The sequence below is a fragment of the Gracilibacillus dipsosauri genome (genome assembly GCF_003176895.1).
GTDB classification, from domain to species: Bacteria; Bacillota; Bacilli; order Bacillales; family Amphibacillaceae; genus Gracilibacillus; species Gracilibacillus dipsosauri.
Genome location: NZ_QGTD01000008.1, coordinates 705105 through 730670 on the forward strand (window position 1 = coordinate 705105; position 25566 = coordinate 730670).

Here is a 25566-nt window from a genome sequence, read left to right on the forward strand (position 1 = left end):
CCCAGTATAGTTTATTGTATAAAATTAATAAAATGAAGTAATGGAAAGACAAATAACCAACTATCAAATCGGTCAAGTATTCCACCATGACCAGGCAATAATTTTCCTGAGTCTTTCACATTGTAATATCGTTTAATAGCCGATTCTACCAAGTCACCAACTTGTCCACCAATCGATGCTAAAATCGTAACTAATATAACGATGATTAAAGAATCATGCACGGGGAAAAAGGTATGAAAAATGACAGCAACAACACAGGCTATCAATATCCCACCAATGGCACCCTCGATTGTTTTATTAGGACTGATTTTTGGCCATAGCTTTCTCCTTCCAAATGCCCTTCCAAAAAAATACGCTCCCGTGTCCGTTGAAAGTATAACTAGAATAGCATAAAAGATATAGACAAGTCCATCATTGTCAACATCTCTCGTTTGGATAAAATAATAAAAGCCAAGTCCGACATAAATGGTTGATAATATTAAAAAACCCGCATCCTCAAACGTGAATTTATTCTTCACTAAAACAGTATAAGCGAGCAATAACAGTACAAAAAACATTAACAGTTCGGTTCTAGTAGAGAAAAAGATAAATTCACCTTGAAAAAGTAATCCCCATAATAATATAACTGTTAAAATAGTTGGAATTGGATATGAGGTAGTTTTTCGCATATGTAATAATTCTAATAACCCTATAGTCGCAATGATATACATTGCAATCTGAAATGGTAAGCCATTCATAAACACTAAGGGAAAAAAGATAAGTATAGCAACTATTGCTGTAATTATTCTAATTTTCATCAATATTCACACCTTAAATTCCGCCGTAACGACGTTTTCGCTTTTGAAATTCGTTAATAGCTTTTTCAAAATCTTCTTCATTAAAGTCTGGCCATAATGTATCCGTAAACCATAATTCTGAGTATGCTGATTGCCAAAGCAAGAAATTACTTAATCGAATTTCACCACTAGTCCTGATTAAAAGATCTGGATCAGAAATATCAGAAGTATATAAATGACGGCTAAACATTTGCTCATCAATTTCTTCTATGGAATAATTCCCTTCTAGAACCTCCTTACAAATAGCTTTCACAGATTGGATCATTTCATAACGGCTACCATAATTTATAGCTATATTTAGGATCAATCCAGTATTCGCAGAAGTCTTATCAATTGCACTCATAATGGCTGCACTTGTTTTATTAGGAAGGTGCTCTAAATCACCAATCGTTTCTATTTTCACATTCTCTTCCATTAATTCCGGTAAATAATGCTGAAGAAAATCTATTGGTAGTTTCATTAGATATTCTATCTCATTAGACGGTCTTTTCCAATTTTCAGTCGAGAATGCGTAAAGGGTGAGAATCTTCACATTATAAGAATTGGCAATTTTCACGATCCTTTTAACATTATCCATCCCCTGTCTATGTCCCGCGACACGAGGTAATCCTTTATTTTGAGCCCATCGCCCATTTCCGTCCATGATGATGGCGATATGTTCAGGTATTCTCTCTACTTGTAGCTCAGGCCTTACTAAATTTTTTTCTTTTTTTAAGAAAGGAAGTTTAAACAAAGCCATTTTTGATCCTCCATTGTTCAACACATTGAAATACTTCTTCATTTCATATAGAGACTACTTAACGAAACTATAGCTTGCTTCCCTTATCTACTATGTACGTTAACGTATTATTATTCTTATCATTACTTTTTTCATACTCTAATGGGAAGAAGCGATAAAGTGGAAAAACCCTCTTCTTCACAAGAGGGTTTATTCTCACATTTTCATTCTACCTTTTTTTAGCTTATACTTCCATAATTTCTTGTTCTTTTTCTTTTGTTAATCCATCAATTTGGCTAATGTGCTCATCAGTAGCACTTTGTACTTCGTCCTGATAACCTCTTAATTCATCTTCTGTAATTTCACCATTTTTTTCGTCTTTTTTCAATTGGTCATTCGTATCACGGCGAATGTTACGAATTTGTACTTTGGACTCTTCCGCAAATTTACCAACAACTTTTACCAATTCTTTACGTCGTTCTTCGGTAAGTGGCGGAATACTTAAGCGAATGACATTTCCATCACTAGAAGGTGAAAGGCCTAAATCAGCCTTTTGAATCGCCTTTTCAATATCACCAATAGACGATTTATCAAATGGAGTGATAAGAAGTAAACGCGCCTCTGGTACTGTAATGGATGATAACTGATTTAATGGGGTAAGCGCTCCATAGTATTCTACTTGAACACTATCGAGAAGAGCAGGATTTGCTCTACCAGCTCTTACCGTTGCTAAATTTTTAGAATAAGCCTTTACTGCTTGTTCCATTTTTTCCTTCGTTTCTTTTAACAATACATCTGACATTATTCTTTCCCCCTTATAATGGTACCGATATTTTCACCAACTACTGCTTTTTTAATATTTCCTTCTTCTGATATTGAAAATACTAGTAATGGAATATTGTTATCCATACAGAGAGAAGAGGCTGTAGAATCCATTACACCTAATCCTTCATTTAAAATTTCTAAATAAGATAATTGATCATATTTCTTAGCATCCTTATCCACCTTCGGATCAGCTGTATAAACCCCATCGACGTTATTTTTCGCCATCAAAATAACATCTGCTTCAATCTCTGCCGCTCTGAGTGCTGCTGTTGTATCTGTCGAGAAGTATGGGTTACCTGTACCTGCTGCAAAGATAACTACCCGTTTTTTCTCTAAGTGTCTGATTGCTTTACGTCTTATATATGGTTCTGCTACTTGACGCATCTCAATAGAGGTTTGGACCCTCGTTGGTATACCGAGGTTTTCTAGACTATCCTGCAGTGCTAGAGAATTCATGACAGTAGCCAGCATGCCCATATAATCTGCATTTGCTCTGTCCATTCCCATCTCACTTCCGATCTTACCTCGCCAAATGTTTCCACCACCAACCACCACAGCAACTTCAACACCTAATTCCACGACATCCTTGACCTGTTTCGCAACAGATTGAATGATAGATGGTTCGATTCCAAAACCTTGTTCACCACTTAAAGCTTCACCACTTAATTTTAACACAACTCTTCTGTAGTTAGCAGTAGCCATAATAACCTCCGTATATGTAAATATTATAATAAAAATACGATTTGATCGCAAAACGTTTCTTATTCATCGATATTACTTTTTTACAGTGCAAAGAAAAGGGACACCTGGTGCCCCTCCAATTTGGTTAAATTATTTTTTATTAACTTGGCTCATAACTTCTTCAGCAAAGTTATCTACACGCTTTTCAATACCTTCGCCAACTTCATAACGAACAAAAGATTTTACTGAAGCATTTTTATTTTTCACAATTTGTTTTACTTTTTGATCAGGGTCTTTGACAAAGCTTTGCTCTAATAAACAAATTTCTTCAAAGAATTTTCCTAAACGACCTTCTACCATTTTTTCTACAATATGTTCAGGCTTTCCTTCGTTTAAAGCTTGTGTTTTTAATACTTCTCTTTCTTTTTCAACATCTTCTTGAGCTACCGCATCACGAGATAAGTAGCGAGGGTTTACGGCAGCGACATGCATTGCAATATCTTTAGCAAGCTGCTCGTCTGTTGTACCTTCCAATACAGTTACAACACCGATATTCCCCCCCATGTGAATGTACTCACCAAATACATCTTGATCTGTTTTAGTGAAAAGGGCAAAACGACGTAAAGAGATTTTTTCACCAATCTTAGCAATGTTAGAATTAATAAATTCTTCCACTTTTTCACCTTCACCATTTAAAGGTTGTGCTAATGCTTCTTCTACACTACCTGGCTTTTCAGATAAGATGTGCTTAGCTAATGCTTGTAGAAGTGATTTAAATTGATCATTTTTAGTGACAAAGTCTGTCTCACAGTTAACTTCAAGAAGCACTGCATCGTTACCCTCAACTTCAACATATGCTGAACCTTCTGCTGCAATACGGTCTGCTTTTTTCGCTGCTTTTGATATACCTTTTTCACGTAGGTAGTCAATCGCTTTATCGATATCACCATCTGTTTCTTGAAGTGCTTTTTTACAATCCATCATACCTGCACCAGTTTTTTCTCTTAATTCTTTTACTAACTTTGCAGTAATTGCCATAAATATTTCCTCCTTTAAGTAATGTATACTTATTGTCTATTGCTTTAGAAAAACTCGCATTCGCTCTTCTTTTGCGAATGCCTAGTTTTTGTTTATACTTGGCACCTTAAAATGTAGCTGCGTAGAAACTTCTGCTGTGTAAAATTTTATACTTACCTAACGTGTAAAAAAAGGTGATAAAAGGTCCCCCTCTTATCACCCAAAACCTTCTTTACTCTTTTACTCTTCTGCAGTTTCTACTTCTGCATTTGCTTCTTCTTGTTCTTCCGCTTGCTCTTCAGCAACTTCTTCCGTTACTTCACCTTGTTTTACTTCTAAAATAGCGTCAGCCATTTTTCCAGTAAGTAATTTAACTGCACGGATAGCATCATCATTAGCTGGGATAACATAATCGATTTCGTCTGGATCACAGTTAGTATCTACGATCCCTACAATTGGAATATTAAGTTTATGTGCTTCCGCAACTGCAATGCGTTCTTTTCTTGGATCAATAATGAAAAGAGCATCAGGAATTTTGTTCATTTCTTTAATACCACCTAAGAATTTAACAAGTCTTTCTTTTTCTTTTAATAGACCTACTACTTCTTTTTTAGGAAGTACTTCGAATGTTCCATCTTCTTCCATTTTTTCGATATCTTTTAAACGATTAATACGTTTACGAATAGTTTCAAAGTTTGTTAATGTCCCACCTAACCAGCGTTGGTTTACATAAAACATTCCTGAACGGATTGCTTCTTCCTTCACTGATTCTTGTGCTTGCTTCTTGGTACCTACAAATAAAACAGTACCATCATTTTCTGCGATTTCTTTAACGAAATTGTACGCTTCTTCTACTTTCTTTACGGTTTTTTGTAGGTCAATAATGTAAATACCGTTACGTTCTGTGAAGATGTATTTTTTCATCTTCGGATTCCAACGACGAGTTTGGTGACCAAAATGCACACCAGCCTCTAATAGCTGTTTCATTGAGATTACTGCCATTTTCTTTCCTCCTGTAAATTGGTTTTTTATCCTCCATTTGTATCATTAGATAAAAGGACTAAATCAATAGCACCACTTTTACCTTCCACAAACGTGTGTATTTAACACCATGAACAAATATAACATATTGATTTTATGCAATCAAGCTATTTTATCTGTTTTTTTGTTGAAATTTTAATAATAGTTCTATTTCTGTCTTTCCTTTATCCAATTTCTTAGCAATTTCATCAGAAGTCATGCCTTTTTGAGAAAGGTGGAGAATTTGTGCAGTCAAGGATTGTTCTACTGTGTCTTTTTGTATCCCATCTGTAATCGGTTGATAGTCTTCGTATTCATTATCTTTGGGAATTCTCACAGTTCCTTCTTCTGGTTTATTCGGTTGAGGTACTTCATTCGTTGTCTTCTTTTTTAGTTGATTTTGTTGAACAGCTTCTGTTATCTCCACTGATGGATTGTCCATTAAATCTATTTGCTCCAAAAATTTCTGATTCTCTTCTTTCATTTCTACTAAATATAATGCCAAAGAATCCTCCATTTTTTCCACTTGCTCCAAGACATTTGCTTCAATATCTTCTATGTTTTGTTGTTTCATTTTTAAATGACGAATAACAATAAATGTAATAATATGAATAAGAAAACTTAATAATAGCAATAAATATATCATAAATACCCTTCTTATCTCTTAATATCAATCCGCTTTCCTAAATAAGGATGTTGCTGGTTCGCTTCCTTTTCCTCTTCTGTGAAAGGAGAACGTTCATTATCATGATGACCCTTTTCTTTTTGGTTATTTTTCAATCTCAATTTCTCTGATTCTTGTTGCTTGATAACTCGCTGTCTTTTTCTGATCTCTTCTAATACTTGAGATTGGGCCAATTGTTCCTGGCCTAGTCTTCCTTGTTGCTTTAAGTGCTCTTGGATTTTCCCTGCATCCTGTGTTCGCGGTAACGCTACTTGCATCTCTACTGATTTCCAACTCACTCGGAATCAATCCCTTGCTCCCATATTTAAAGTGGTTCCATCACGATCTCCATGTCTTTTAAATAGGATTTAAAACGACTATGCTCATCTTTTAAGAGACGACTATATTTACCGATATTTAATTCAACATTTCCGAATGCTTTTCCGTAAACATTAATCGACATTTCTGTAAAATTACCGATTGTCCATTGCAATTCTGTCATTTCTAATTGTATTTGTTCTATATCTTTCGTAACCTTCTCCAATGAATGACGTTGTTTTAGTAGGACAATTCGTTCTTTTGTATTCAACCCACTCTGTTTTTTCTTTTTCTGTAATTGGTTACCGAGTAAAACCAATTTGTTTTGATTATCCTTTAATGCCGACAGCTGTTCATTCAATTGTTCCACCTGTTCACTAACTTTCTTGTTAATTCCCAAGGCTAATTCTGTCTTTGTAAAAGCAAAATTGCCCACATTCTTTACTTCAATTTGTCTTCCTGCTGAATTGGAACCGCCAATAATACTTCCATTCTGACATATAATATCTCCTTCAGCAACACAATCACTATGAAGAATCGACTTTTTTACAACAAGATTATTTCCTGTTTCTATCTTCGCCTGATTAATGTAATTGGTTTCAATATTTCCTTCAGCTTTAATGTAGGCTTTATCCATACCTGAGATTCCTTCATTGATAACAATATTTCCCCCTGCTTGTAGAAATGCCCCTTCCACAAGACCACTGATGAACAAATCTCCTTTTGCTTTCACAGAATAGCCTGTACCAACATTTCCTCTTATCGTAACAGAACCGACAAAATCGATATTCCCTGTTTCTAGAGATAAATCTCCGCTTAATTCATATAGTGGAAATACATGTATAAATTTTGTCGTGATGGATAACTGTCCTTCAGCAGTTGCAACAAATACATTCGTTTCTTCCTCTATCTCTACATTTTTTCCTGCTTTCGTTCTAACCCCGACCCCTTTTTTCTGACGAATAGGATTACCGAACACATCCGTTCCTTCTTTCCCCTCTGTTGCAGGTACTATCGTCGCAATCTTGTCACCTTTATTAACACTTGGTATTTTAGTCACATCACGAAAAGAGAATTTTTCTTCCTCAGAAATAGATGAATTTAATGTTATTTTCCATTCTAAATAGCCATCCTCGCCATTCTCGGGTGGAATCCCTTTTGCAATTATTAAAGGTTGATGATTAGCAAGGATCTGTTTCCAATCTGATTGTTGCCATTCTACTAAACCAAAGTTGATTTTTGCTTTTTCTATTAAAAAACCTACATCTTCCTCTGTAACTTCATCGAAAAAACTTGAATCGAGCAATTCAATCCAAGCCTTTAACTTATCCTTTGAATAATTCACGCGAAGAACATCTTTAAGTTCCATCTTATTCATGCCCCATTTACACATTATTTTATTCTAGGAGAACATCTGTCTGATTTTAAAAATTGCCTGTTTATGAATTTGAGAAATTCTAGAGGTTGTTAAGCCTAAAGCTTTGCCAATCTCTGTGAAGGTCAATTCCTTATCATAGAATAAACTTAGAACCAATTGCTCGTTCTCATTCAATTTTTGAATATGTTGACTTAATTGATGAAGTTTTTCCTGCTTTAATACATTTTCTTCAGGCGTTAGTTCTTTTTCGTCTGGTATATGATAACCAATTCCTTCTTTATATTCATCATTTGCCCCTTTGTCCTCCATTGAAAGTAAGTTGGAAAAGAAACTATCCTTAATTACTTCCTCAACTTCTTCTTTTTTCATTTTTAGATGTGCAGCAATTTCTTCAGCACTAACTTCTCTTTGAAGTTGTTGTTCTAATGCTTCCACAGCAAAATCAATCTTTTTCACTTTTTCTCGAGCTGATCTCGGTAACCAATCTTCCTTGCGTAGGCCATCGATAATGGCACCTTTTATTCGAAAGGATGCATAGGTATCAAACTTCAAGTCCCGATTTGGGTCAAATTTAAGGATAGCATCATATAACCCGAATAACCCCAAGCTTCTTAAATCTTCTTTTTGAACACTTTTCGGCAGATTGGATGCGATTCGTTGGACATGATATTGTACTAAATACATATAATGGTCAATTAATTGATTGGTATTATCTTCGTTTTTATTCTGAATCCATTCGTTCCATATTGACCTTTCTTCAATACCAACCTTTCCCATCTAACCACCTCTTTCCTTAATTTCTTCTATCTTAGATACATTTCATTTCACTATTAACGGTTTTGATTGATAGTAGACCAGTATCTGGATCAAATTCTATTGTTCTACCTTTATTCCCACCTACATCCTGCGCAAGAATAGGAATATTTAGTTGATTAAGTTTAAGAATAACTGCTTCCACATTCCGTTCACCTATACGAAGCATTTGGTTGTCCGAACGAAAGGCAAACATATGAGCACCACCAGCTAATTTCGCTTTTAGGGAATGCTTATTTACTCCCTGCTTTATAAGTAATTCCAATAATAGATCAATTCCCGTATCAGCATATTTCATTCCATTTCTATTCTCTCTTTTTGATGCAGTAGAATCTGGTAACATGATATGAGCTAGTCCTGCTACTTTTAGCTTTAAATCATAAATAACGACTCCAACACAAGACCCTAATCCTGACGTTTTTAAAAGGTGAGGAGCGTTCGCTACTTTTACATCAGCAATTCCAACCTTTACTATCGTTGAAGTTATCATTGATTTTGTACTCCTAACGCTCGGAAGATTTTAGCAAAGGATTCTGGATCAGGAAGCAAGAAAAAATGCCCTTTTACTTGTGTTCCGCCATTTTCCCCTTCTTCAATCATCGTATCAATCATAATGGCGTAATCACTCTCTTGCGATATTTCTACTAGACCTTCCATCAATATAGCGGCAGCCATATCTATGACAAGTGTTGGGACAGTTGGTTGAAGGTTCAGTGTTGTAAAATCGGACAAGGATGATAAATACGATCCAGATAAAATATTACCAACCTCTGACAATGCCGAATAGGCAAGGGGGTTATCCTCCATTAAAGTCGTTTGGAAATGATTATCTCCTGTTAATTGCTGTACGAGTGTATCTGCTTCCTCTGGTGAAAGGATGAAAAACATACTCCCAGGTGCATCACCTTGAATTCGCAAAAATACCGCAACGATCAGTCTTTCCGGCCCACCAACCAAATCTATTAACTCATTAAAATCAACAATCTTTATATACGGGATGGACATATCGATTTTTTTATTTAATAGCTCAGATAAGGCTGTCGCTGCATTTCCTGCACCTATGTTGCCAATTTCTTTTAATACATCAAGATGTATTTGGGTCAACTGATCTAAACGATCCATTATTTTTGGACCTCTTCTGCTTCTATCTTCCCTTGATAGGAATCAGCTGAGAGTACCTTTTCTAAATTCAATATCATGACTAATCTTTTGCCTATTTTCGCAACACCTTCTATATAATCCACATCTACTGTGCCAACTACTTTTGGTGCAGGCTCTATGTCTTCTGATTGTATATCTATGACATCGTAGGCAGCATCTACAATAAGTCCAATGTTGTATTTATCCTGATGAATGATGATAATCCTTGTGCTATCTGTTTGCGGAATACGATCCATGCCAAATCTTTCACGAAGATCAATAATTGGTGTGACAACTCCACGTAGATTAATGACACCTTTTACAAATTTCGCAGTTTTAGGAACTCTTGTTATTTGTTGCATTCGCTCGATTCCACCAATTATTTCAACTGGAAGTGCATATTCTTCCTTATCAAGTTCAATGATGATCGATTTTTTCACTTGCTTTTCTTCCATGACGACACCTCCTAACTAATTAATGTATTCGTATCTACAATCAAGGCTACCTGACCATCGCCTAAAATGGTTGCACCAGAAATCGCAAATACGTCCCCTAGATAATCCCCTAGTGATTTTAAAACAATTTCATGCTGTCCAATAAATTTATTTACAATTAAACCAGCCATTTTCTCCCCTTTGCGAATGATGACAACCGAATAATGCTCCTCTTCGGTTTCTCCAGCTGGTATTTCAAACACATTTTTCAAGGAAACTAATGGTACTACCTTTCCTCTAAAGTCAATGACTTCTTTATTATGGGCATTCAGAATATCGTTCTTGTGAATGATTGCTGTTTCAATAATGGATGAAAGTGGTATGGCATATTTTTCTTCTTCCACTTCAACGAGCAACACAGAAATTATGGATAAAGTTAGTGGCAATTGAATCGAAAATAATGACCCTTTTCCTTCTTCAGATTCAATGGTTAAAGTTCCACCAAGTGATTCAATAGTATTCCTTACAACATCTAATCCAACACCTCGTCCAGAAATGTCTGAAATCTTATCAGCCGTAGAAAAACCACTTGACATAATTAATTGATGTACCTGTTGATCAGTCAATGTTTCTGCTTCCTCTGAAGTAATTACCTGATTGGCAATAGCTTTCTCAAGTACCTTCTCTCGATTAATACCCGCACCATCATCTGCTATTTCGATAAAGACATGGTTACCACTGTGATATGCCTTTAATGTCAAATGACCCTCTTCCTGTTTGCCTTTAGCCTTACGCTTTTCAGGAGTTTCGATCCCGTGGTCTAAAGAATTGCGAATTAAATGAACCAAAGGGTCACCAATTTCATCAATAACCGTACGATCTAATTCTGTTTCGGCACCAATTATTTCAAGATTAATCCTTTTACCTAAATCCTTCGACAGCTGTCGAACCATTCTTGGAAATCGATTAAATACTTGCTCTACAGGAACCATTCTCATATTCAAAATGATGTTCTGCAAATCACCAGTTACTCTTGTCATTCTCTCCACCGTTTCGGATAGATCTGGATTCTTTAAGTTTGTAGCGATTTGTTCTAGCTGGCCACGATCAATGACTAATTCCTCAAAAAGGTTCATTAATCCATCTAGACGATCGATATTCACTCGAATTGTTTTGCTCGTAACTGCTTTTTGCGTGTTATTTTTTTCAGACTCTTTTTCTTGTGGCTTGGATGTTTTTGGTTCATCTTTAGCTTTTGGTGGTTCTGATTGGGTTTGAAATGAAAATTCTCGAACAGTTACTTTATCGATTTCCGATACTTTCCTTACTCTTTGTTCAATGTCATTTGCATCGTGTTTTGTAATAAGTAATACATGAAAATCTAAATCAAAATTTTCTTCTTCTAATTCTTGAACAGCCGGTTCTGACTTAATTACCTCACCGACTTGTTCTAACACCTCAAAGATCATATACACTCGAGCTGCTTTTAGTAAACAATTATCATTTAATTTGACGTATACTTCGAAATTCTTAAAGTCCTTCTCTGCTGATTGTTGGAGAACAGCCATTTCAAATTCATCGAGTTTACTGAAATGGACATTATCACTAGTAGTTTGTTCGCTTTCTTCAATTATTTGCACCTCACGATCTGGTGCCTCGTTGTTTTCAATCTGTTGAAGCTGTTTGACAAGCTGTTGTACATCAGAAGAACCATTTCCTCCCTCAGCAATATCGAAAACCATACCTTCTAACTGGTCAACCGCTTGAAATATTACGTCAATCATCGTAGAGTTGACCACTATCTTTTCATTTCTTACAGCATCCAATACATTTTCCATTTTATGTGTCAAATCAGCAATGTCTTGAAAGCCCATCGTAGCAGCCATGCCTTTAAGTGTGTGTGCTGAGCGAAATATTTCGCCAATTGTATTCAAATTAGTAGGTTCCTTTTCTAGAACAAGCAGCTGATCATTTAGGGACTGGATATGTTCTTTACTTTCTTCGATAAAGACTTCTAAATACTCATTATTTTCCAATTTCCTCACCTCTCATATGTTAGACTTTTTCCTGCAAGATTGTGCTTATATCTTGGATATCTAAAACATAATCTACTAAACTAGTTCTTTCGGCGGCTTGTGGCATTCCATAAACAACACAGGTTTCTTTAGATTGGGAAATGGTAATCGTTCTCGGATGCCTCTGTTTCAATTGAACTATACCATTAGATCCATCCTTCCCCATTCCTGTTAGAATAATAGAAAGGGGATGACAATGAGGTAACCTTGCAATCGAACCAAACAAGACATCCACCGAGGGTTGGTGACCATTTACCGGTTCGCGCTTTGACACTTTAGCAATCAATTCCGCCCCATTCCCTATCACCTCAAACTGTTTCCCACCTTCTGCTATGTAGACCTTACCCTTTTCAATTAAATCACCATTTTCCACTTCTTTTACTTCTACATTGGATAATTTATTCAAGCGATCTGCAAGTGATTTGGTAAAACCTTTTGGCATATGCTGCACAACTACAATTGGTGCCTTAAAATCACTTGGTAGATTGGTGATAATCTCCTGTAATGCTCTCGGACCTCCCGTTGAAGAGCCAATCGCAATGATCGGATTGACCATAGGGCGATTACGTTTTAGAAATCGGCTTTCTGTATCCAAAGAAACCGATTTTGCTTTCTCTCTTTTTTGAAAGGTGGATATGTTAGAAACTACTGCCTGCTCGACTTTACTGATAATCTCTTGTTGGATCTCTTTAATATTCAATGAAATCGAACCAGATGGCTTTGCGATAAAATCAACTGCGCCTAATGACATTGCTTCCATTGTTTTATCTGCACCTATTTTAGTCAAACTGGATAACATAACAACTGGCGTTGGACTCTTCTCCATCATATGAGTTAATGTCGTAATCCCGTCCATAATAGGCATTTCGACATCCATTGTCACTACATCAGGCTTCCACTTTTCTACTTTTTCGAGCGCATCTTCTCCGTTTCTCGCTGTAGAAATCACCTCGATTAGTCTAGATTGATTAATAATATCTGTGATCATCTTTCTCATGAATGCTGAATCATCTACAACTAACGCAGTATATTTTTTCATTCAGTTCTACCTTCCTGTCATTGGCTAAGTTAAAGTCGAGATAAATATTGTTTCAATTCCTTTAGAAAATCTTTACCTTTCCGCTTTTTTCTTGGCGCGATTCCTAAAAATTGGTCAGTGATTTGATCAATGGCCACAGATGCCTTCGATTTTGGGTTCTTCAGTAAAAAGGGATGCTGTTCGATAACTGCCGACATCACGACAGGATCATCCGGAACCATACCTAAAGGAAACATATCATACTCAAGAAAACGTTTAATTGCCGTAATCATACGATTCGTTATCATATCTCCTTGTTGCTTATTCATCACCCTATTTAAAATAAGATGGACCTGTGTTTTTTTATACGATAGAATATGTTTCACCATTGAATAAGCATCTGTGATCGACGTTGGTTCAGGTGTCGTTACAACAAGACAGTCATCCACAGCCTTCATATAATGAATCGTTTCTTGTGTTACACCTGCTCCCAAATCAAAGATTACATAGTCGTAGTCATTAAGCATTAGTTCTAATTGTCCTAAAAAATGGGCTAATTTCTCCTCACCCAGTTGAAAAATACTTTCTTGTGCATTCCCGCCAGGTATATAGGACAGTGTATTTGGTCCTGATTCTATAATATCATAAATAGACGAATTTTTCTCGAAAATTTTAAGGATAGAATGCTCAGATGATCTTCCAAGTAATATTTCGATATTCCCCATCCCGATATCCAAGTCAAATAATAGTACTTTTTTACCTTTTTTTGAAAGAGAAAGGGAGAAGTTAAGTGCGATATTTGACTTACCTACCCCTCCTTTTCCACTTACAACCGCAATTGTTTTAGCAAGATTTTGATGATGGATTCCTTTCATTTTAGCTCTTAGGTGTGATGCTTGATCTGTATTCATTTAATCACCAACTATAAGTTTTGCAATATGATCAATCGAAGCTTCTTCTATGTCATCCGGTACATCTTGACCTGTTGTTAGGAATGCTATTCCAATGTTGTGTTGCAAAGATAAATTTAGAGCAGCACCATAAGAAGTTGTTTCATCCTTTTTTGTGAAAATAATTTGTTTAACAGGAACATGACGAAATTGGTCATAAATTGCCTCGAGATCATTACTTTTTGTTGTTAAAGATAAAACTAGATAAGTATCTACTTCTTCATTTAAATCCATTACATTGCCCAATTCTTCCACATATTTTTCATCCCTGAAATTACGACCAGCTGTATCAACAAAAACGAGATCAAAATCTGAAAATTTTTCTCGTGCTTTGTTGTAGTCCTCGAGATTATATGCAACTTCTATCGGAACATCTAAAATTTTTGAATAGGTTTTCAGCTGTTCAATTGCAGCGATTCGATACGTATCCGTTGTAATAAGCGCCACTTTTTTACGTTCATTAAGAACACTGTGTGCTGCAAGTTTGGCAATGGTCGTTGTTTTCCCAACACCTGTTGGTCCTACAAGATGAACGAATTGATTTTGATAATCTGATTTTCCAAAGCTTCCTTTATTAGCTAATCGATGCTTTATTTCAAATGCTAGCTTTTTCTTCAGTTTCTCCATATCCTCTTCCTGCTCGTTGCTCGTATGGATTGTGTCCACTAGCTCCATTGCTATGTCTTTATTTACTTCTTGATTTTCTAAATGGTCAAGTAGTTCTTGATAAGGTAAAGGAAACGTGTGATCTTGATTTTTTTGTTGAATTAATCGCTTCATATCTTTGATTTCTTTTAATAGATGATCTTGTTTGCCTTCTGCTAATACTGAACTCATAGGCTTTGCAACTACTGGTTTAGATGGAACAGGCTTTTTATGAGGACTATCAATTCCAGCCAGTACTTCTAACTTTCTTTTTTTAAATAGTCCTAAAAAACCCCCCTCATGAATGACCTTAGAATTCAGAATAACGGCATCTTCTCCTAATTCTCGGCGAACTATCTGCATTACTTCTGGCATTGTCGAACCTTTGATTTTTTTTATTTTCATGCTACATTCACCACTCCGATGCTTTTTATTTCCGCTGTTGGCTCGATTTCGTTATAGGAAAGCACAATCACCTGTGGGAAAAATCGATCCAATAATTGCTTCATATACATTCTTATAGTAGGAGAACATAGAATAATAGGATTTTCTTCCTGAAGTGACATAACTTCCACATTTTCAGAAACAGACTGGATAACTTGCTGTTGCGTATCAGGATCCATTGCTAAATAACTTCCATGTTCTGTTTGCTGGATATGTTCTGCGATCACTTTCTCTACCTCACCAGCTACAGTAATAACTTTTAGTTCATTTCTACCTTGTAGCAAATCAGCGGTAATTTGGGCGGAAAGAGATTGTCTAGCATATTCAGTTAGTAAATCTGTATCCTTTGTCATTTTTCCAAAATCCGCTAATGTCTCAAAAATAACAGGTAAGTTCTTAATCGAAACATTTTCTCTCAATAACTTAGCTAATACCTTTTGTACATCTCCAACTGCGAGCGGTTCTGGTGTAACCTCCTCCACTAATATTGGATAACTCTCCTTTAGATGATCGACCAATTGCTTTGTCTCTTGGCGACCAAGAAGTTGGTGAGCATTGCGCTTAATAATTTCCGTAATATGTGTGGAAACGACAGAAGGTGGGTCCACTACTGTATATCCAGACAATTCGGCATCATCCTTTGTTTCTTCTGTAATCCACTTTGCTGGAAGTCCAAAGGCAGGTTCAGTTGTTTCGATTCCATCTAGCTCATCATCCTCAATCCCTGGACTCATTGCTAAGAAATGATCTAGTAACAATTCACCACTTGCCACTTCATTTCCCTTTATTTTTAACCGGTATTCATTTGGGTTTAATTGAATATTGTCTCGTATTCTGACAACAGGGATAACCAGTCCTAGTTCAATAGCAAGTTGCCTTCTAATCATGACAATTCGATCTAGTAAATCCCCACCTTGATTGGAATCTGCCAATGGGATTAAACCATACCCAAATTCAAATTCAATTGGGTCCATGTTAATCAGACCTACAACATTTTCAGGTGCTTTCATTTCTTCAGATTCCGTTTCATCTACCTCTGATTCGGTAACATTCGCTTCTTGTTTAGCTTTTTTAGATATCATATAAGCAGTACCAATTAATACTATCGCAATAAGGGTTGTTAAGAAGGGGTTAATTGGTGTTAGTCCTAGTAAGAAAATAGTACCCCCCGCAATATAAAGCAAGTTAGGATAACGTAACAATTGTTGACTAACATCCGCACTCAAATTACCATCAGAGGCTGCTCTTGTTACTACAATACCAGTCGCAGTTGAAATCAATAATGCAGGTATTTGACTGACCAAGCCATCTCCCACTGTTAATCGCATATACACATCGATCGCTTCATTAAAGCTTAATTCTAATTGCATCATACCGATGATTAAACCAAAAATAATATTAATTAGAACAATAATAATACCAGCAATAGCGTCACCTTTGACGAATTTACTCGCACCGTCCATTGCTCCATGAAAATCTGCCTCTTGTTCAATTTTTTCTCTTCGTTCTTTAGCTTGCTGTTCATTAATCATACCGGCATTTAAATCTGCATCTATACTCATCTGTTTTCCTGGCATTGCATCTAATGTAAAACGTGCCGCAACCTCAGATACACGCTCACTACCCTTAGTAATAACTAGAAATTGAATAATAACTAGAATAATAAAAACAACAAATCCTACTAATGGGTTATCACCAATAACAAATGTTCCAAATGTATCCACAACATTTCCTGCATCCGCTTCAGATAAAATGGACCTCGTTGTGGAAACATTTAATCCTAGTCGGAACAATGTTAACAATAATAGCAATGACGGGAATACCGAAAATTGTAAAGTGTCAACCGTATTCATTGAAACAAGGATAACGATTAATGCTAGAGATATATTTGTTAAAATTAATATACTTAATAACCACCCTGGTAATGGTATAACTAACATAATAATGATGAGAATAACACCTAGTAAAACGGAAAAATCTCTAGCTTTCATGTCATACAACTCCTTTAAGCTTACAAAACATAAACATGGTTAAATTTTCTTCTGAACTCGATATACATAGGCAAGTATTTCAGCCACTGCCTGAAAATACGCTTCATCTATTATCTCGCCTATTTCAGTTTGACTATATAATGCTCTTGCTAGAGGCCGATTTTCTACCATGACAATCCGGTGATTACTAGCAATCTCTTTAATTTTCATTGCAACAAAATCAACACCTTTAGCAACAACATACGGAGCGTCTGCCTTCGATTCGTCATATTTTAATGCAATCGCATAATGAGTTGGGTTTGTAATAATGACATCTGCTTCAGGAACTTGACTCATCATCCGTTGCATAGCCATCTGCCTTTGTTTTTCCTTTATTTTTGACTTAATTAAAGGATCCCCTTCTATATTTTTGTACTCATCCTTCACATCATCTTTTGACATTTTATTTTGTTTCTCAAAATCGAAACGTTGATAGGCATAATCAAAAACCGATACGATTAATAGACCTATAGCGGCAGCAATCCCCATTTGAATAGTCATACTTCCAAAAAAGGCTAACGCACCATGTACATCCTTATCAACAAGCATTAGCATTTCATCCTTGTTTATCCAGATGATCGCAAAGGTAATAGCCCCAACAACTAAAATCTTTAATAAAGACTTCACTAATTCCACTAGAGCACGTACGGAAAAAATTCTTTTTGCACCTTGAATTGGATCAATCTTACTTAGCTTCATTTTCAACGGTTCTGTTGTAAACAAAAAGCCAACTTGTAAGAAATTAGAAGCTAATCCTGCCACAATAGCAATAAGTAGAATTGGTGCAATGGTTAAGGCAATCTGCCATCCGAAATCTAAAAAGATTTCAAAAACTTGATCTTCCGTAACTTCTAAATGGATATATTCCGTGAATGATTTGCTATACATATCTGTCATCATTGTTTTAAAACTATTACCAGTTACAAATAGTACAATAAAAACTAAAAATAATAGAATAGCAGTATTCACATCTTGGCTTTTTGCCACTTGTCCTTTCTTTCTAGCATCTTGACGCTTTTTTGGAGTTGCTTTTTCGGTTTTTTCTCCAGCAAAATACTGCAGATTAAGTTTTAACATTTTGTTAAGCACCTCCAAATAAATGAATCAATCCTTCCATTGTGTCAAGGGTCAAGGAGAACAACTGTTGTACCATGGCAATATAAAAAGGAATAAACATGAACAACACTAGAAAAGATACGAGTATTTTTAAAGGTAATCCAACAACAAATACATTCAATTGAGGGACTGTTCTTGCAATTATTCCTAATGCTACGTCTACAAGAAATAAGCAACCGACAATAGGAATGGATAGTTGAAAAGCAATTAAAAACATTTTACTAAAAGTTAATAAAATAAAATCAAGGTTGCTAAATGAAAAAAATTGATCCAAAGGAATAACTTCAAAACTATATACTAAGCCATTAAGGAGTAAATGGTGACCATCTACTACTAAGGTAAAGAGAATGGCGATAGTATAGAAATACTGCCCTATTAACGGACTTTGTGCTCCTGTTTGAGGATCGACGACATTCGCAATTGCAAACCCCATTTGAAAATCGATAAATCCACCAGCTATTTGTATTGCAGCCAAAATGATATATGCGATTAGTCCTAAAAGTAACCCGATGATCGCTTCTTTTATAATAAGCAACACATATTGGTCATCAAAAGCTAGTTTTGGTGTTGGTATAGTATACAGCATGATCCATGCTAAAAAGATTCCCATTCCGATCTTTAAAGGTAAAGGAACATTACGATAAGAGAATACCGGGATGGTAACGAAAAAAGCTATTATTCTAACTAATATTAAGATAAATGCAGGCAAGATATTGATGTCTATTAATTCAAACATAGGCTATCCTACAAACTGATTTAGATTTTGAAATAAATTAGCAGCAAATTCCACCATTGTTGACAGCATCCATGGTCCAAAAATCACTAATCCAACTAAAACCGCAACAATTTTTGGGATAAAGGCTAATGTTTGTTCTTGAATTTGCGTTGTTGCTTGAAAAATACTAACAAGTAGTCCTACTGCCAATGCTAATATTAATAATGGTCCTGTTACCATTAAAATGGTATAAATCCCTTGCTCTGCTAATGATATTACAAATTCACCACTCACTCGTAACTTCCTTTCTTATCATAATGGCAAAAACCCATCCAATAAAGAATGCGTAATTAAGTACCACCCGTCCACTAAAACAAAAAGTAAAATTTTAAATGGTAATGAAATCATTACTGGTGGTAACATCATCATACCCATGGACATCAAAACACTTGCCACTGCCATATCAATTACTAAAAATGGAACAAAGATCATAAATCCCATTTGGAAGGCTGTTTTTAATTCACTAATAGCAAATGCTGGTACAAGTGTTGTAAGTGGTATATCCTCAACCGATTCTGGTTCTTCAATCGATGCATAATTCATAAAAAGAGCCAAATCCTTTTGTCTTGTATGCTTTGCCATAAACTCTTTTACTGGAGCACTAGCATTATCATAGGCTTCTTCCAGTGATATTTCTTCATTGAAAAGAGGCTGCAATGCTTGCTCATTAACCTCCTGAAAGGTTGGGGCCATAATAAAAAAAGTCATAAACAAGGCTAAACCAATCAAAATTTGATTTGGAGGCATTTGCTGAGTCGCCAATGATGTTCTCACAAAGGATAGTACGATAATGATTCTAGTAAAACAGGTCATTAAGATTAGAATGCTCGGTGCTAACGATAATACGGTAAGAAGCAAAAGCAATCTTACAGAAGTTGAAATATTTTGTGGATCCGTACCTGAGAAAACATCAATTAAACTAATTATCATGATGCTTCTTTATCTTTCTCATTTTTTGCAATATTTGCTTTCTTCCTTCTTTCATCGTAGTAAGCTCCTTCTTAAATAATTGACCAAATTCTTTACTAGCTTGACTCTCAACCCTGTTTTGCTTTACACTTTTGTCTTTTATCCATGGCATAAAATCCATCGATTTATTGCCTTCATTCTCATTCTTTTTTAATTGCTCCATTGTCTCCTCATCCGTAATTTCTAATAGTAACTCGATATTGTCGCCTACCCCTATGACATAATATCTATCACCAATACGGATGGTTTGGAGGGATTTGTTTGCCCCGACAGAAATCCCACCATAGTTCTCTATAATACCTTGCTTTCCTAAATATTTATTTTTATTTTTTAAAAACTTTGAAATGAAGATTATTAAAGCAATGATGACACCAAGCGCTAATACTAGCCTTAATAAACTAATGATAAAATTTGGTGACTCTACTTCCGTTTGCTCGACTTCAGTAGACTCATTTGTCTTTGTTTCTTGTTTTTCCTTCTCTTGATTTTCCTTTTCTTGATTTTGATTAAAGTATTCCTCCACACTTTGTGAAGCATAGGTAGTGATGGAGGATGTTAAGAAAAGAGCACAGATCAAGATAGAGAGAATAACTCCTTTGCGGTTAATTGTCACCACCTCTTTAACCTATTACTTTCGAAATTGCCTCAATGACACGATCTGCTTGAAATGGCTTTACAATAAAATCTCGTGCACCAGCTTGAATAGCATCTATTACCATTGCTTGCTGTCCCATTGCTGAGCACATAATAATATTTGCCTCACTGTCTTTTCCCTTTATTTCCTTTAATGCCGCAATCCCATCCATCTCAGGCATCGTAATATCCATTGTCACTAAATCTGGTTTTAATTCATCATATTTTTCCACCGCTTCTACGCCATCTTGTGCTTCCCCAACAACTTCGTATCCGTTTTTCGTTAAAATATCTTTAACCATCATTCTCATGAAAGCAGCATCATCTACTATTAATACACGTTTTGACATCTCACTCAATCCTCTCTAAAATCAAATTATTTAAGTTGTTTAATTCGAGCTTCTTTACTCACAATATCTGTTACTCTAACTCCGAAATTCTCATCAATTACGACAACTTCCCCTTGAGCAATTAGTTTATGATTAACTAATATATCTACAGGTTCCCCTGCTAATTTATCTAATTCCAAAATAGACCCAGAGGTAAGTTCAAGTATTTCTTTGACGTTTCGCTTCGTTCTACCAAGCTCTACAGTGACCTGTAATGGTATATCCAGCAATAAATCTAAGTTTCTTCTCTCTTCCTTTGGTAATGGTAAATCTTCAAAGTCTGAGAAGGAGGCTGATTGAACTTCTGCTTTACTATTACTATTTGTCCCCATTTTTCTTGGTTCAGTCGGTTGTTCTACTGTACCTACAGAACTATACGATTGACTATGATTCTCATTTTCTTTTACAGGTTCTTTTCCTTCATCTATCACTTGTTCCTCTTCGGATGCATTCAAAAGACTATCCACCAGCTCTTTACCGAACGAAATTGGCAATAACTGCATAATTTTCGAATCAATTAAATGACCAACCTTTAATTGGAAAGAGACTTTTATCACAACATCATTATCTTCTTTTAAATATTTGTTAGCTTCTTCCTCTGTGACATCCATAATTGATATGGTTGGAGGAGAAATATCTACTTTTTTATGGAAAATAGTGGACATACTCGTCGCCGATGTGCCCATCATTTGATTCATTGCTTCTTGGACTGCGCTTAAGTGTATATCATTTAACTCATTATCTGCGGCCTCTCCCGTACCTCCTAGCATCAAGTCAGCAATCACTGCTGCATCCTTTGATTCGAGCATAAATAAATTAGCTCCACTGAATCCCTCTGTATATCTTACCTCCACACCAACATAAGGCACAGGGAATTCTTCCTCTAATAATCCTTTTTCAATAACCGAAATGGTAGGTGTAGTAATTTCTACTTTCTGATTCAAAAGAGTAGATAATGCGGTAGCAGAGCTACCAAAGGATATATTCCCAATCTCACCTAAAGCATCCTTTTCTAATGAGGAAAGATATTCGTTAGAGGAAGGAGTATTAGTGTCATTAGTATGGTTTGTGTTCTCATCTTGATCATCACTACCATTTAATAGTGCATCGATTTCATCTTGTGATAACATTCCGTCATTCATCATTGAAATCCCCTCCCTTAATCTCTTCTAATATTTGAACAGCAAGTCTATTTTTCTTTTTCCCTGGCTGAACATAAAATTTAGGTACTTTATCTACTTGCAAGACCAGTGGCTGTTCAATGGATTGATTTAAAATGATGGTGTCCTTTGCACTTAAAAACATCAGCTCCTCTACAGATATTGAGCTTTTACCAAGTACGACAGATAGGTCCATTTTTGCCTTCTTAATATTTTTTGTAATTAATTCATATTCTTCTGGCTTTCTTTCCTTCGAACTCTCATTTTGCATCCAATAGTGTACGGATAGTTTAGGAATAATTGGCTCCAATACAACGTGTGGAATACAAATATTGATCATTCCACTACTATCACCAATGGTTGTATCTAATGAAACAACCACAACCGTTTCATTTGGTGATACTAATTGTAAAAATTGTGGATTCACCTCAAAATCCTCGAGGATCGGGTCAATTTCCGTAATTGAACTCCATGCTTCTTGTAAATTATCTAATGCTTTTACAAATAATTGAGACATTAAGGTTGTTTCAATTTCGGTTAAATTCTCTATGTTATTTACGCTTGTCCCTTTTCCACCTAGAATTCGATCAAGCATCGCATAGGCAATGTTTGGATTAAATTCAAAAATGATCCTTCCATCCAATGGGGCAACACTATAAACATTCAGAATCGTCATCGCTGGAATCGATCGAATAAATTCTTCATAAGGTATCTGATCAACTGAAGCAACCGATATATCTACATATGTACGTAATTGAGCTGAGAAATAAGTTGATAGTAATCTTGCAAAATTATCATGAATTCTTGAGATGTTTCGAATTTGATCCTTCGAAAACCGTAATGCTCTTTTAAAATCATATACCTTTACTTTTTTATCTTTTTCCTCTTCTTTTAATTGATTAGCATCCATTTCACCAGATGATAATGCAGACAAAAGTGCATCAATTTCACTCTGGGATAATACCTCATCTGCCATTCTTCCACCTCCATTCCGGAGCAATTATTACTGAATAACCTTGCTTGTTATTAAAACATCCGTTATTTTGCCTTCTGTCATCTTTTTACTCATTGCTGCTTGAATATTATCTTCTAATTGCGCAAGATTTTCTCTAAAGTCTTTTTCTGTTAGATCCACTGATTGTTTGATGAATTCATTCTTTACTTGAAATTCACGTTTTGCAATTTCTTCGGCACCAGCTTTACTATCAGTGATGAATTGAAACTGGATAAGAACAAAATTTCCGTCTTTTAAATCCGTTCGCATCTCCTCTGTGGTATAAGAGAACTCTACCATTTGATCAATGGTTAATTCACCACCGGTGTCTTTACTATTTAATAAGAAGTAAAGGGTAATACCACCACCAATAGTAATAAGAATTAATATGATAACTAATGATTTTACAAATTTAGGATTCATCTTCATCACCTATTTCTCTTTGAAGTTGATTCAAGCCAATTAATTGAAAATATTCGGTTACTAGTTTTTTTACTTCTTCCTCTGATTCCTTAACAAAGACTTTTTTTTGATTCACTAGAGTTATGGTGGTATCAGGGAATGATTCAATTCTCTCAATATATAGAGCATTCAATGTTAGTCGGTCATTATTTAATTTCGTTAATGTAATCATGCGTGTAAGAAGGTTAAGGGGTCATCACTTAACCTTCTTCCTCCCTTTTTATCGTTTTAAATTAACTAATTCTTGTAGAATCTCATCAGATGTTGTGATAATTCTAGTGTTTGCCTGGAAGCCACGCTGTGCTGTGATCATTTCCGTGAATTCTTCTGATAAATCAACGTTTGACATTTCCAGTGCTCCTGACACGATAGAGGCTGTTCCTTCACCCTCTGGAGCAAATAAATCCTCTAATCCATTAATATTACCTGTTCCATCATCAGTGAAGGCACCGTCATTGACCGTTGTACGATACATGTTGCCACCTACTTTTTCAAGACCACCAGGGTTAGAAAACTTGGCTAACATTATTTGACCTGCCTCCTGTGTTTGACCATTTTCGTCCACATAAGTCACCGTACCATCACTTTGAAAACTTAGACTTTCCGCATTTTTAGGTATTTGAATTTTAGAGGAAACCACATTTCCATTTTCGTCCGTTGATTGACCAACTAAATATTGACCATTTGCATTTACTAGATAATCGTTAGCATCAAAATACAAGTTACCCGCCCGAGAAAAATAAATATCCGAATCTCCTATATTAATAGTAGTAGCATCTTCCGCGACATCTTGTGCAAAGACAAACATTCCGTCACCTTCTAATTGTAAATCTAAAGGTCGACCTGTCGTTTGTCGGTAACCTTGCGTATGAACATTATCAATAGTTCCTAGTTGGACGCCTGTACCGACCTGAGATGGATTCATCCCCCCTCGAATATTTGTAGGTGCGCTCGCCCCGTTTATCGGTTGACTCATCATATCTTGGAAAACGGTACGTCCCTTTTTAAAACCGACAGTATTGACATTTGCAATGTTGTTCCCCACAACATCTAATTTTGTTTGAAAAGCCTTAAGTCCAGAAATTCCTGAATACATAGATCTTAACATCTCATTCAACTTCCTTTCAGATTAAAGTTTAGTAGCTACTTCATTCAGTCCATAGCTATAAGCCTCCCAGCAAGGGTCCAGCTTAATCAATAAGAATGGTTCCATTAATATTAGTGAAGATTTTATTTTTCATTTCTTCTGTTTCCATTGCAGTTATAACGGTTTGATTATCAGCATTCATGATAAAGGCTGTATTTTGTACTAGAACCAATGAGTCCTTGACTCCTTTTTGCTTTGCTTCTGCTAACTTAATGGTGATTTGATGCCATTGTTCTTCCGTAAGTTGTATTTTCCTTTCCTGCATTCTCTCCCTTGCATGCTTCGTTATCGTCAGTTCATTTGTTTGGTGTAAAAGGTCAGCAAACTTGACCGTTGACTTTTTTGATAAGGATGACTTTGTAGGGATAAGAGCATGATGTAGGGCATGAATTTTATTATCCATTGCTTTGCTCCCCTATTCAGAAGAATTAGTGTCTTCCGTCTTATCTGGTGCCGTATTAGAATGAACATCACTCGTAATACGAAGCACTTCATCTGTATAGATTTTTGTTCCATCTTCAAGTTCTAATACTGCGAAGCCTTGTTGCTCTGAAATGGCCTTAACCTTGCTACTAACAATTTCTTTTGGCTCTGCTATTTGTCCTGTTTCCTCATCAATTTTATAATAGTCAACTTCCTTACCGATTAGATGACTATATTGAATAACAGGAGAGATCGTTTGATTTGCGACTAGCTGTTCTATAGAATTTGACATATTCATCATTTGCTCGAGTGATGAAAATGTCGCCATTTGAGAAATAAATTCCTTATCGTCCATAGGGTTTAATGGGTCTTGGTTTTGTAATTGTGTCATTAGGATTTTAAGAAATTCATCCTTCCCCAAGCTCGTATTGATCTCCCTCGTTTGTGACTGATTAGATAAATAGTAGCTAGGATCGATTGCACTCATTATAT

31 protein-coding genes are annotated in these 25566 nt (G+C 35.8%); all 31 read right to left on the minus strand.

Annotated elements, in window-relative coordinates:
- Positions 1-11: 11 nt before the first annotated feature.
- Positions 12-797, minus strand: a complete 786-nt coding sequence (locus DLJ74_RS10505; protein WP_109984416.1) for a phosphatidate cytidylyltransferase — start codon at positions 795-797, stop codon at positions 12-14.
- Between the two features lie 13 nt (positions 798-810).
- Entirely contained in the window at positions 811-1575 is a 765-nt protein-coding gene (locus tag DLJ74_RS10510; RefSeq protein WP_109984417.1) for an undecaprenyl pyrophosphate synthase, read from the minus strand.
- A gap of 223 nt (positions 1576-1798) precedes the next feature.
- On the minus strand, positions 1799-2356 hold the full coding sequence (gene frr, locus DLJ74_RS10515) for a ribosome recycling factor (protein ID WP_109984418.1): 558 nt from the start codon (positions 2354-2356) through the stop codon (positions 1799-1801).
- Positions 2356-3081, minus strand: a complete 726-nt coding sequence (gene pyrH, locus DLJ74_RS10520; RefSeq protein ID WP_109984419.1) for a UMP kinase — start codon at positions 3079-3081, stop codon at positions 2356-2358. Before pyrH ends, frr begins: the two co-directional genes overlap by 1 nt.
- Positions 3082-3210: 129 nt before the next feature.
- Positions 3211-4098, minus strand: a complete 888-nt coding sequence (gene tsf / locus DLJ74_RS10525) for a translation elongation factor Ts (protein ID WP_054859479.1) — start codon at positions 4096-4098, stop codon at positions 3211-3213.
- Between the two features lie 219 nt (positions 4099-4317).
- A complete protein-coding gene (rpsB, locus tag DLJ74_RS10530; RefSeq protein WP_054859480.1) occupies positions 4318-5079 on the minus strand; it encodes a 30S ribosomal protein S2 in 762 nt (253 codons plus the stop codon).
- A 151-nt stretch (positions 5080-5230) separates the two neighbouring features.
- Positions 5231-5743, minus strand: a complete 513-nt coding sequence (locus tag DLJ74_RS10535) for a DUF6115 domain-containing protein (protein ID WP_109984420.1) — start codon at positions 5741-5743, stop codon at positions 5231-5233.
- Between the two features lie 11 nt (positions 5744-5754).
- Positions 5755-6060, minus strand: coding sequence for a hypothetical protein (locus tag DLJ74_RS10540; RefSeq protein WP_109984421.1), 306 nt, complete (start codon positions 6058-6060; stop codon positions 5755-5757).
- A 26-nt stretch (positions 6061-6086) separates the two neighbouring features.
- Positions 6087-7448: a flagellar assembly protein A gene (locus DLJ74_RS10545; RefSeq protein WP_181397501.1), complete on the minus strand. Its 1362-nt coding sequence runs from the start codon at positions 7446-7448 to the stop codon at positions 6087-6089.
- Positions 7449-7481: 33 nt separating this feature from the next.
- Positions 7482-8234 (minus strand): FliA/WhiG family RNA polymerase sigma factor, encoded by a 753-nt coding sequence (locus DLJ74_RS10550; RefSeq protein ID WP_109984423.1) that lies wholly within the window; start codon positions 8232-8234, stop codon positions 7482-7484.
- Between the two features lie 31 nt (positions 8235-8265).
- Positions 8266-8760: a chemotaxis protein CheD gene (locus DLJ74_RS10555; protein ID WP_054789004.1), complete on the minus strand. Its 495-nt coding sequence runs from the start codon at positions 8758-8760 to the stop codon at positions 8266-8268.
- Positions 8757-9392, minus strand: a complete 636-nt coding sequence (locus DLJ74_RS10560) for a chemotaxis protein CheC (protein WP_109984424.1) — start codon at positions 9390-9392, stop codon at positions 8757-8759. Before DLJ74_RS10560 ends, DLJ74_RS10555 begins: the two co-directional genes overlap by 4 nt.
- Positions 9392-9865 (minus strand): chemotaxis protein CheW, encoded by a 474-nt coding sequence (locus DLJ74_RS10565; RefSeq protein ID WP_054789005.1) that lies wholly within the window; start codon positions 9863-9865, stop codon positions 9392-9394. Before DLJ74_RS10565 ends, DLJ74_RS10560 begins: the two co-directional genes overlap by 1 nt.
- 11 nt (positions 9866-9876) lie before the next feature.
- The gene (locus tag DLJ74_RS10570) at positions 9877-11880 is read right to left on the minus strand and encodes a chemotaxis protein CheA (protein WP_109984425.1); all 2004 of its coding nucleotides are present in this window, start codon (positions 11878-11880) and stop codon (positions 9877-9879) included.
- Positions 11881-11899: 19 nt separating this feature from the next.
- Positions 11900-12958, minus strand: a complete 1059-nt coding sequence (locus tag DLJ74_RS10575) for a protein-glutamate methylesterase/protein-glutamine glutaminase (RefSeq protein WP_109984426.1) — start codon at positions 12956-12958, stop codon at positions 11900-11902.
- Positions 12959-12987: 29 nt separating this feature from the next.
- Positions 12988-13848: a MinD/ParA family protein gene (locus DLJ74_RS10580; protein ID WP_109984427.1), complete on the minus strand. Its 861-nt coding sequence runs from the start codon at positions 13846-13848 to the stop codon at positions 12988-12990.
- On the minus strand, positions 13849-14937 hold the full coding sequence (flhF, locus tag DLJ74_RS10585; RefSeq protein ID WP_109984428.1) for a flagellar biosynthesis GTPase FlhF: 1089 nt from the start codon (positions 14935-14937) through the stop codon (positions 13849-13851).
- Positions 14934-16967 (minus strand): flagellar biosynthesis protein FlhA, encoded by a 2034-nt coding sequence (gene flhA / locus DLJ74_RS10590; protein WP_109984429.1) that lies wholly within the window; start codon positions 16965-16967, stop codon positions 14934-14936. The genes flhF and flhA overlap by 4 nt, the downstream gene beginning before the upstream one ends.
- Before the next feature lie 39 nt (positions 16968-17006).
- Positions 17007-18083 carry a flagellar biosynthesis protein FlhB gene (flhB, locus tag DLJ74_RS10595; RefSeq protein ID WP_109984430.1) on the minus strand — a complete coding sequence of 359 codons (1077 nt, stop codon included), beginning with the start codon at positions 18081-18083 and terminating at the stop codon, positions 17007-17009.
- A gap of 4 nt (positions 18084-18087) precedes the next feature.
- The gene (fliR, locus tag DLJ74_RS10600; protein ID WP_109984431.1) at positions 18088-18858 is read right to left on the minus strand and encodes a flagellar biosynthetic protein FliR; all 771 of its coding nucleotides are present in this window, start codon (positions 18856-18858) and stop codon (positions 18088-18090) included.
- A 3-nt stretch (positions 18859-18861) separates the two neighbouring features.
- Positions 18862-19131: a flagellar biosynthesis protein FliQ gene (fliQ, locus tag DLJ74_RS10605; RefSeq protein ID WP_054787554.1), complete on the minus strand. Its 270-nt coding sequence runs from the start codon at positions 19129-19131 to the stop codon at positions 18862-18864.
- Positions 19132-19149: 18 nt separating this feature from the next.
- On the minus strand, positions 19150-19827 hold the full coding sequence (gene fliP, locus DLJ74_RS10610) for a flagellar type III secretion system pore protein FliP (RefSeq protein WP_181397502.1): 678 nt from the start codon (positions 19825-19827) through the stop codon (positions 19150-19152).
- Positions 19817-20479: a flagellar biosynthetic protein FliO gene (locus DLJ74_RS10615; protein ID WP_181397504.1), complete on the minus strand. Its 663-nt coding sequence runs from the start codon at positions 20477-20479 to the stop codon at positions 19817-19819. Before DLJ74_RS10615 ends, fliP begins: the two co-directional genes overlap by 11 nt.
- A gap of 7 nt (positions 20480-20486) precedes the next feature.
- On the minus strand, positions 20487-20849 hold the full coding sequence (locus DLJ74_RS10620; RefSeq protein WP_054787556.1) for a response regulator: 363 nt from the start codon (positions 20847-20849) through the stop codon (positions 20487-20489).
- Positions 20850-20875: 26 nt separating this feature from the next.
- Positions 20876-22033, minus strand: coding sequence for a flagellar motor switch phosphatase FliY (gene fliY / locus DLJ74_RS10625; RefSeq protein WP_054859493.1), 1158 nt, complete (start codon positions 22031-22033; stop codon positions 20876-20878).
- A complete protein-coding gene (gene fliM / locus DLJ74_RS10630; RefSeq protein WP_109984433.1) occupies positions 22023-23024 on the minus strand; it encodes a flagellar motor switch protein FliM in 1002 nt (333 codons plus the stop codon). Before fliM ends, fliY begins: the two co-directional genes overlap by 11 nt.
- 27 nt (positions 23025-23051) lie before the next feature.
- On the minus strand, positions 23052-23465 hold the full coding sequence (locus tag DLJ74_RS10635; RefSeq protein WP_054787621.1) for a flagellar basal body-associated FliL family protein: 414 nt from the start codon (positions 23463-23465) through the stop codon (positions 23052-23054).
- Entirely contained in the window at positions 23455-23676 is a 222-nt protein-coding gene (locus tag DLJ74_RS10640; protein WP_054859496.1) for a flagellar FlbD family protein, read from the minus strand. Before DLJ74_RS10640 ends, DLJ74_RS10635 begins: the two co-directional genes overlap by 11 nt.
- Before the next feature lie 48 nt (positions 23677-23724).
- Complete coding sequence (flgG, locus tag DLJ74_RS10645; RefSeq protein WP_054787557.1) at positions 23725-24612, minus strand: flagellar basal body rod protein FlgG; 888 nt, start codon at positions 24610-24612, stop codon at positions 23725-23727.
- Between the two features lie 82 nt (positions 24613-24694).
- The gene (locus DLJ74_RS10650; RefSeq protein ID WP_054859497.1) at positions 24695-25054 is read right to left on the minus strand and encodes a TIGR02530 family flagellar biosynthesis protein; all 360 of its coding nucleotides are present in this window, start codon (positions 25052-25054) and stop codon (positions 24695-24697) included.
- 12 nt (positions 25055-25066) lie between these two features.
- Positions 25067-25561, minus strand: a complete 495-nt coding sequence (gene flgD / locus DLJ74_RS10655; protein WP_109984434.1) for a flagellar hook assembly protein FlgD — start codon at positions 25559-25561, stop codon at positions 25067-25069.
- Between the last annotated feature and the right edge of the window lie 5 nt (positions 25562-25566).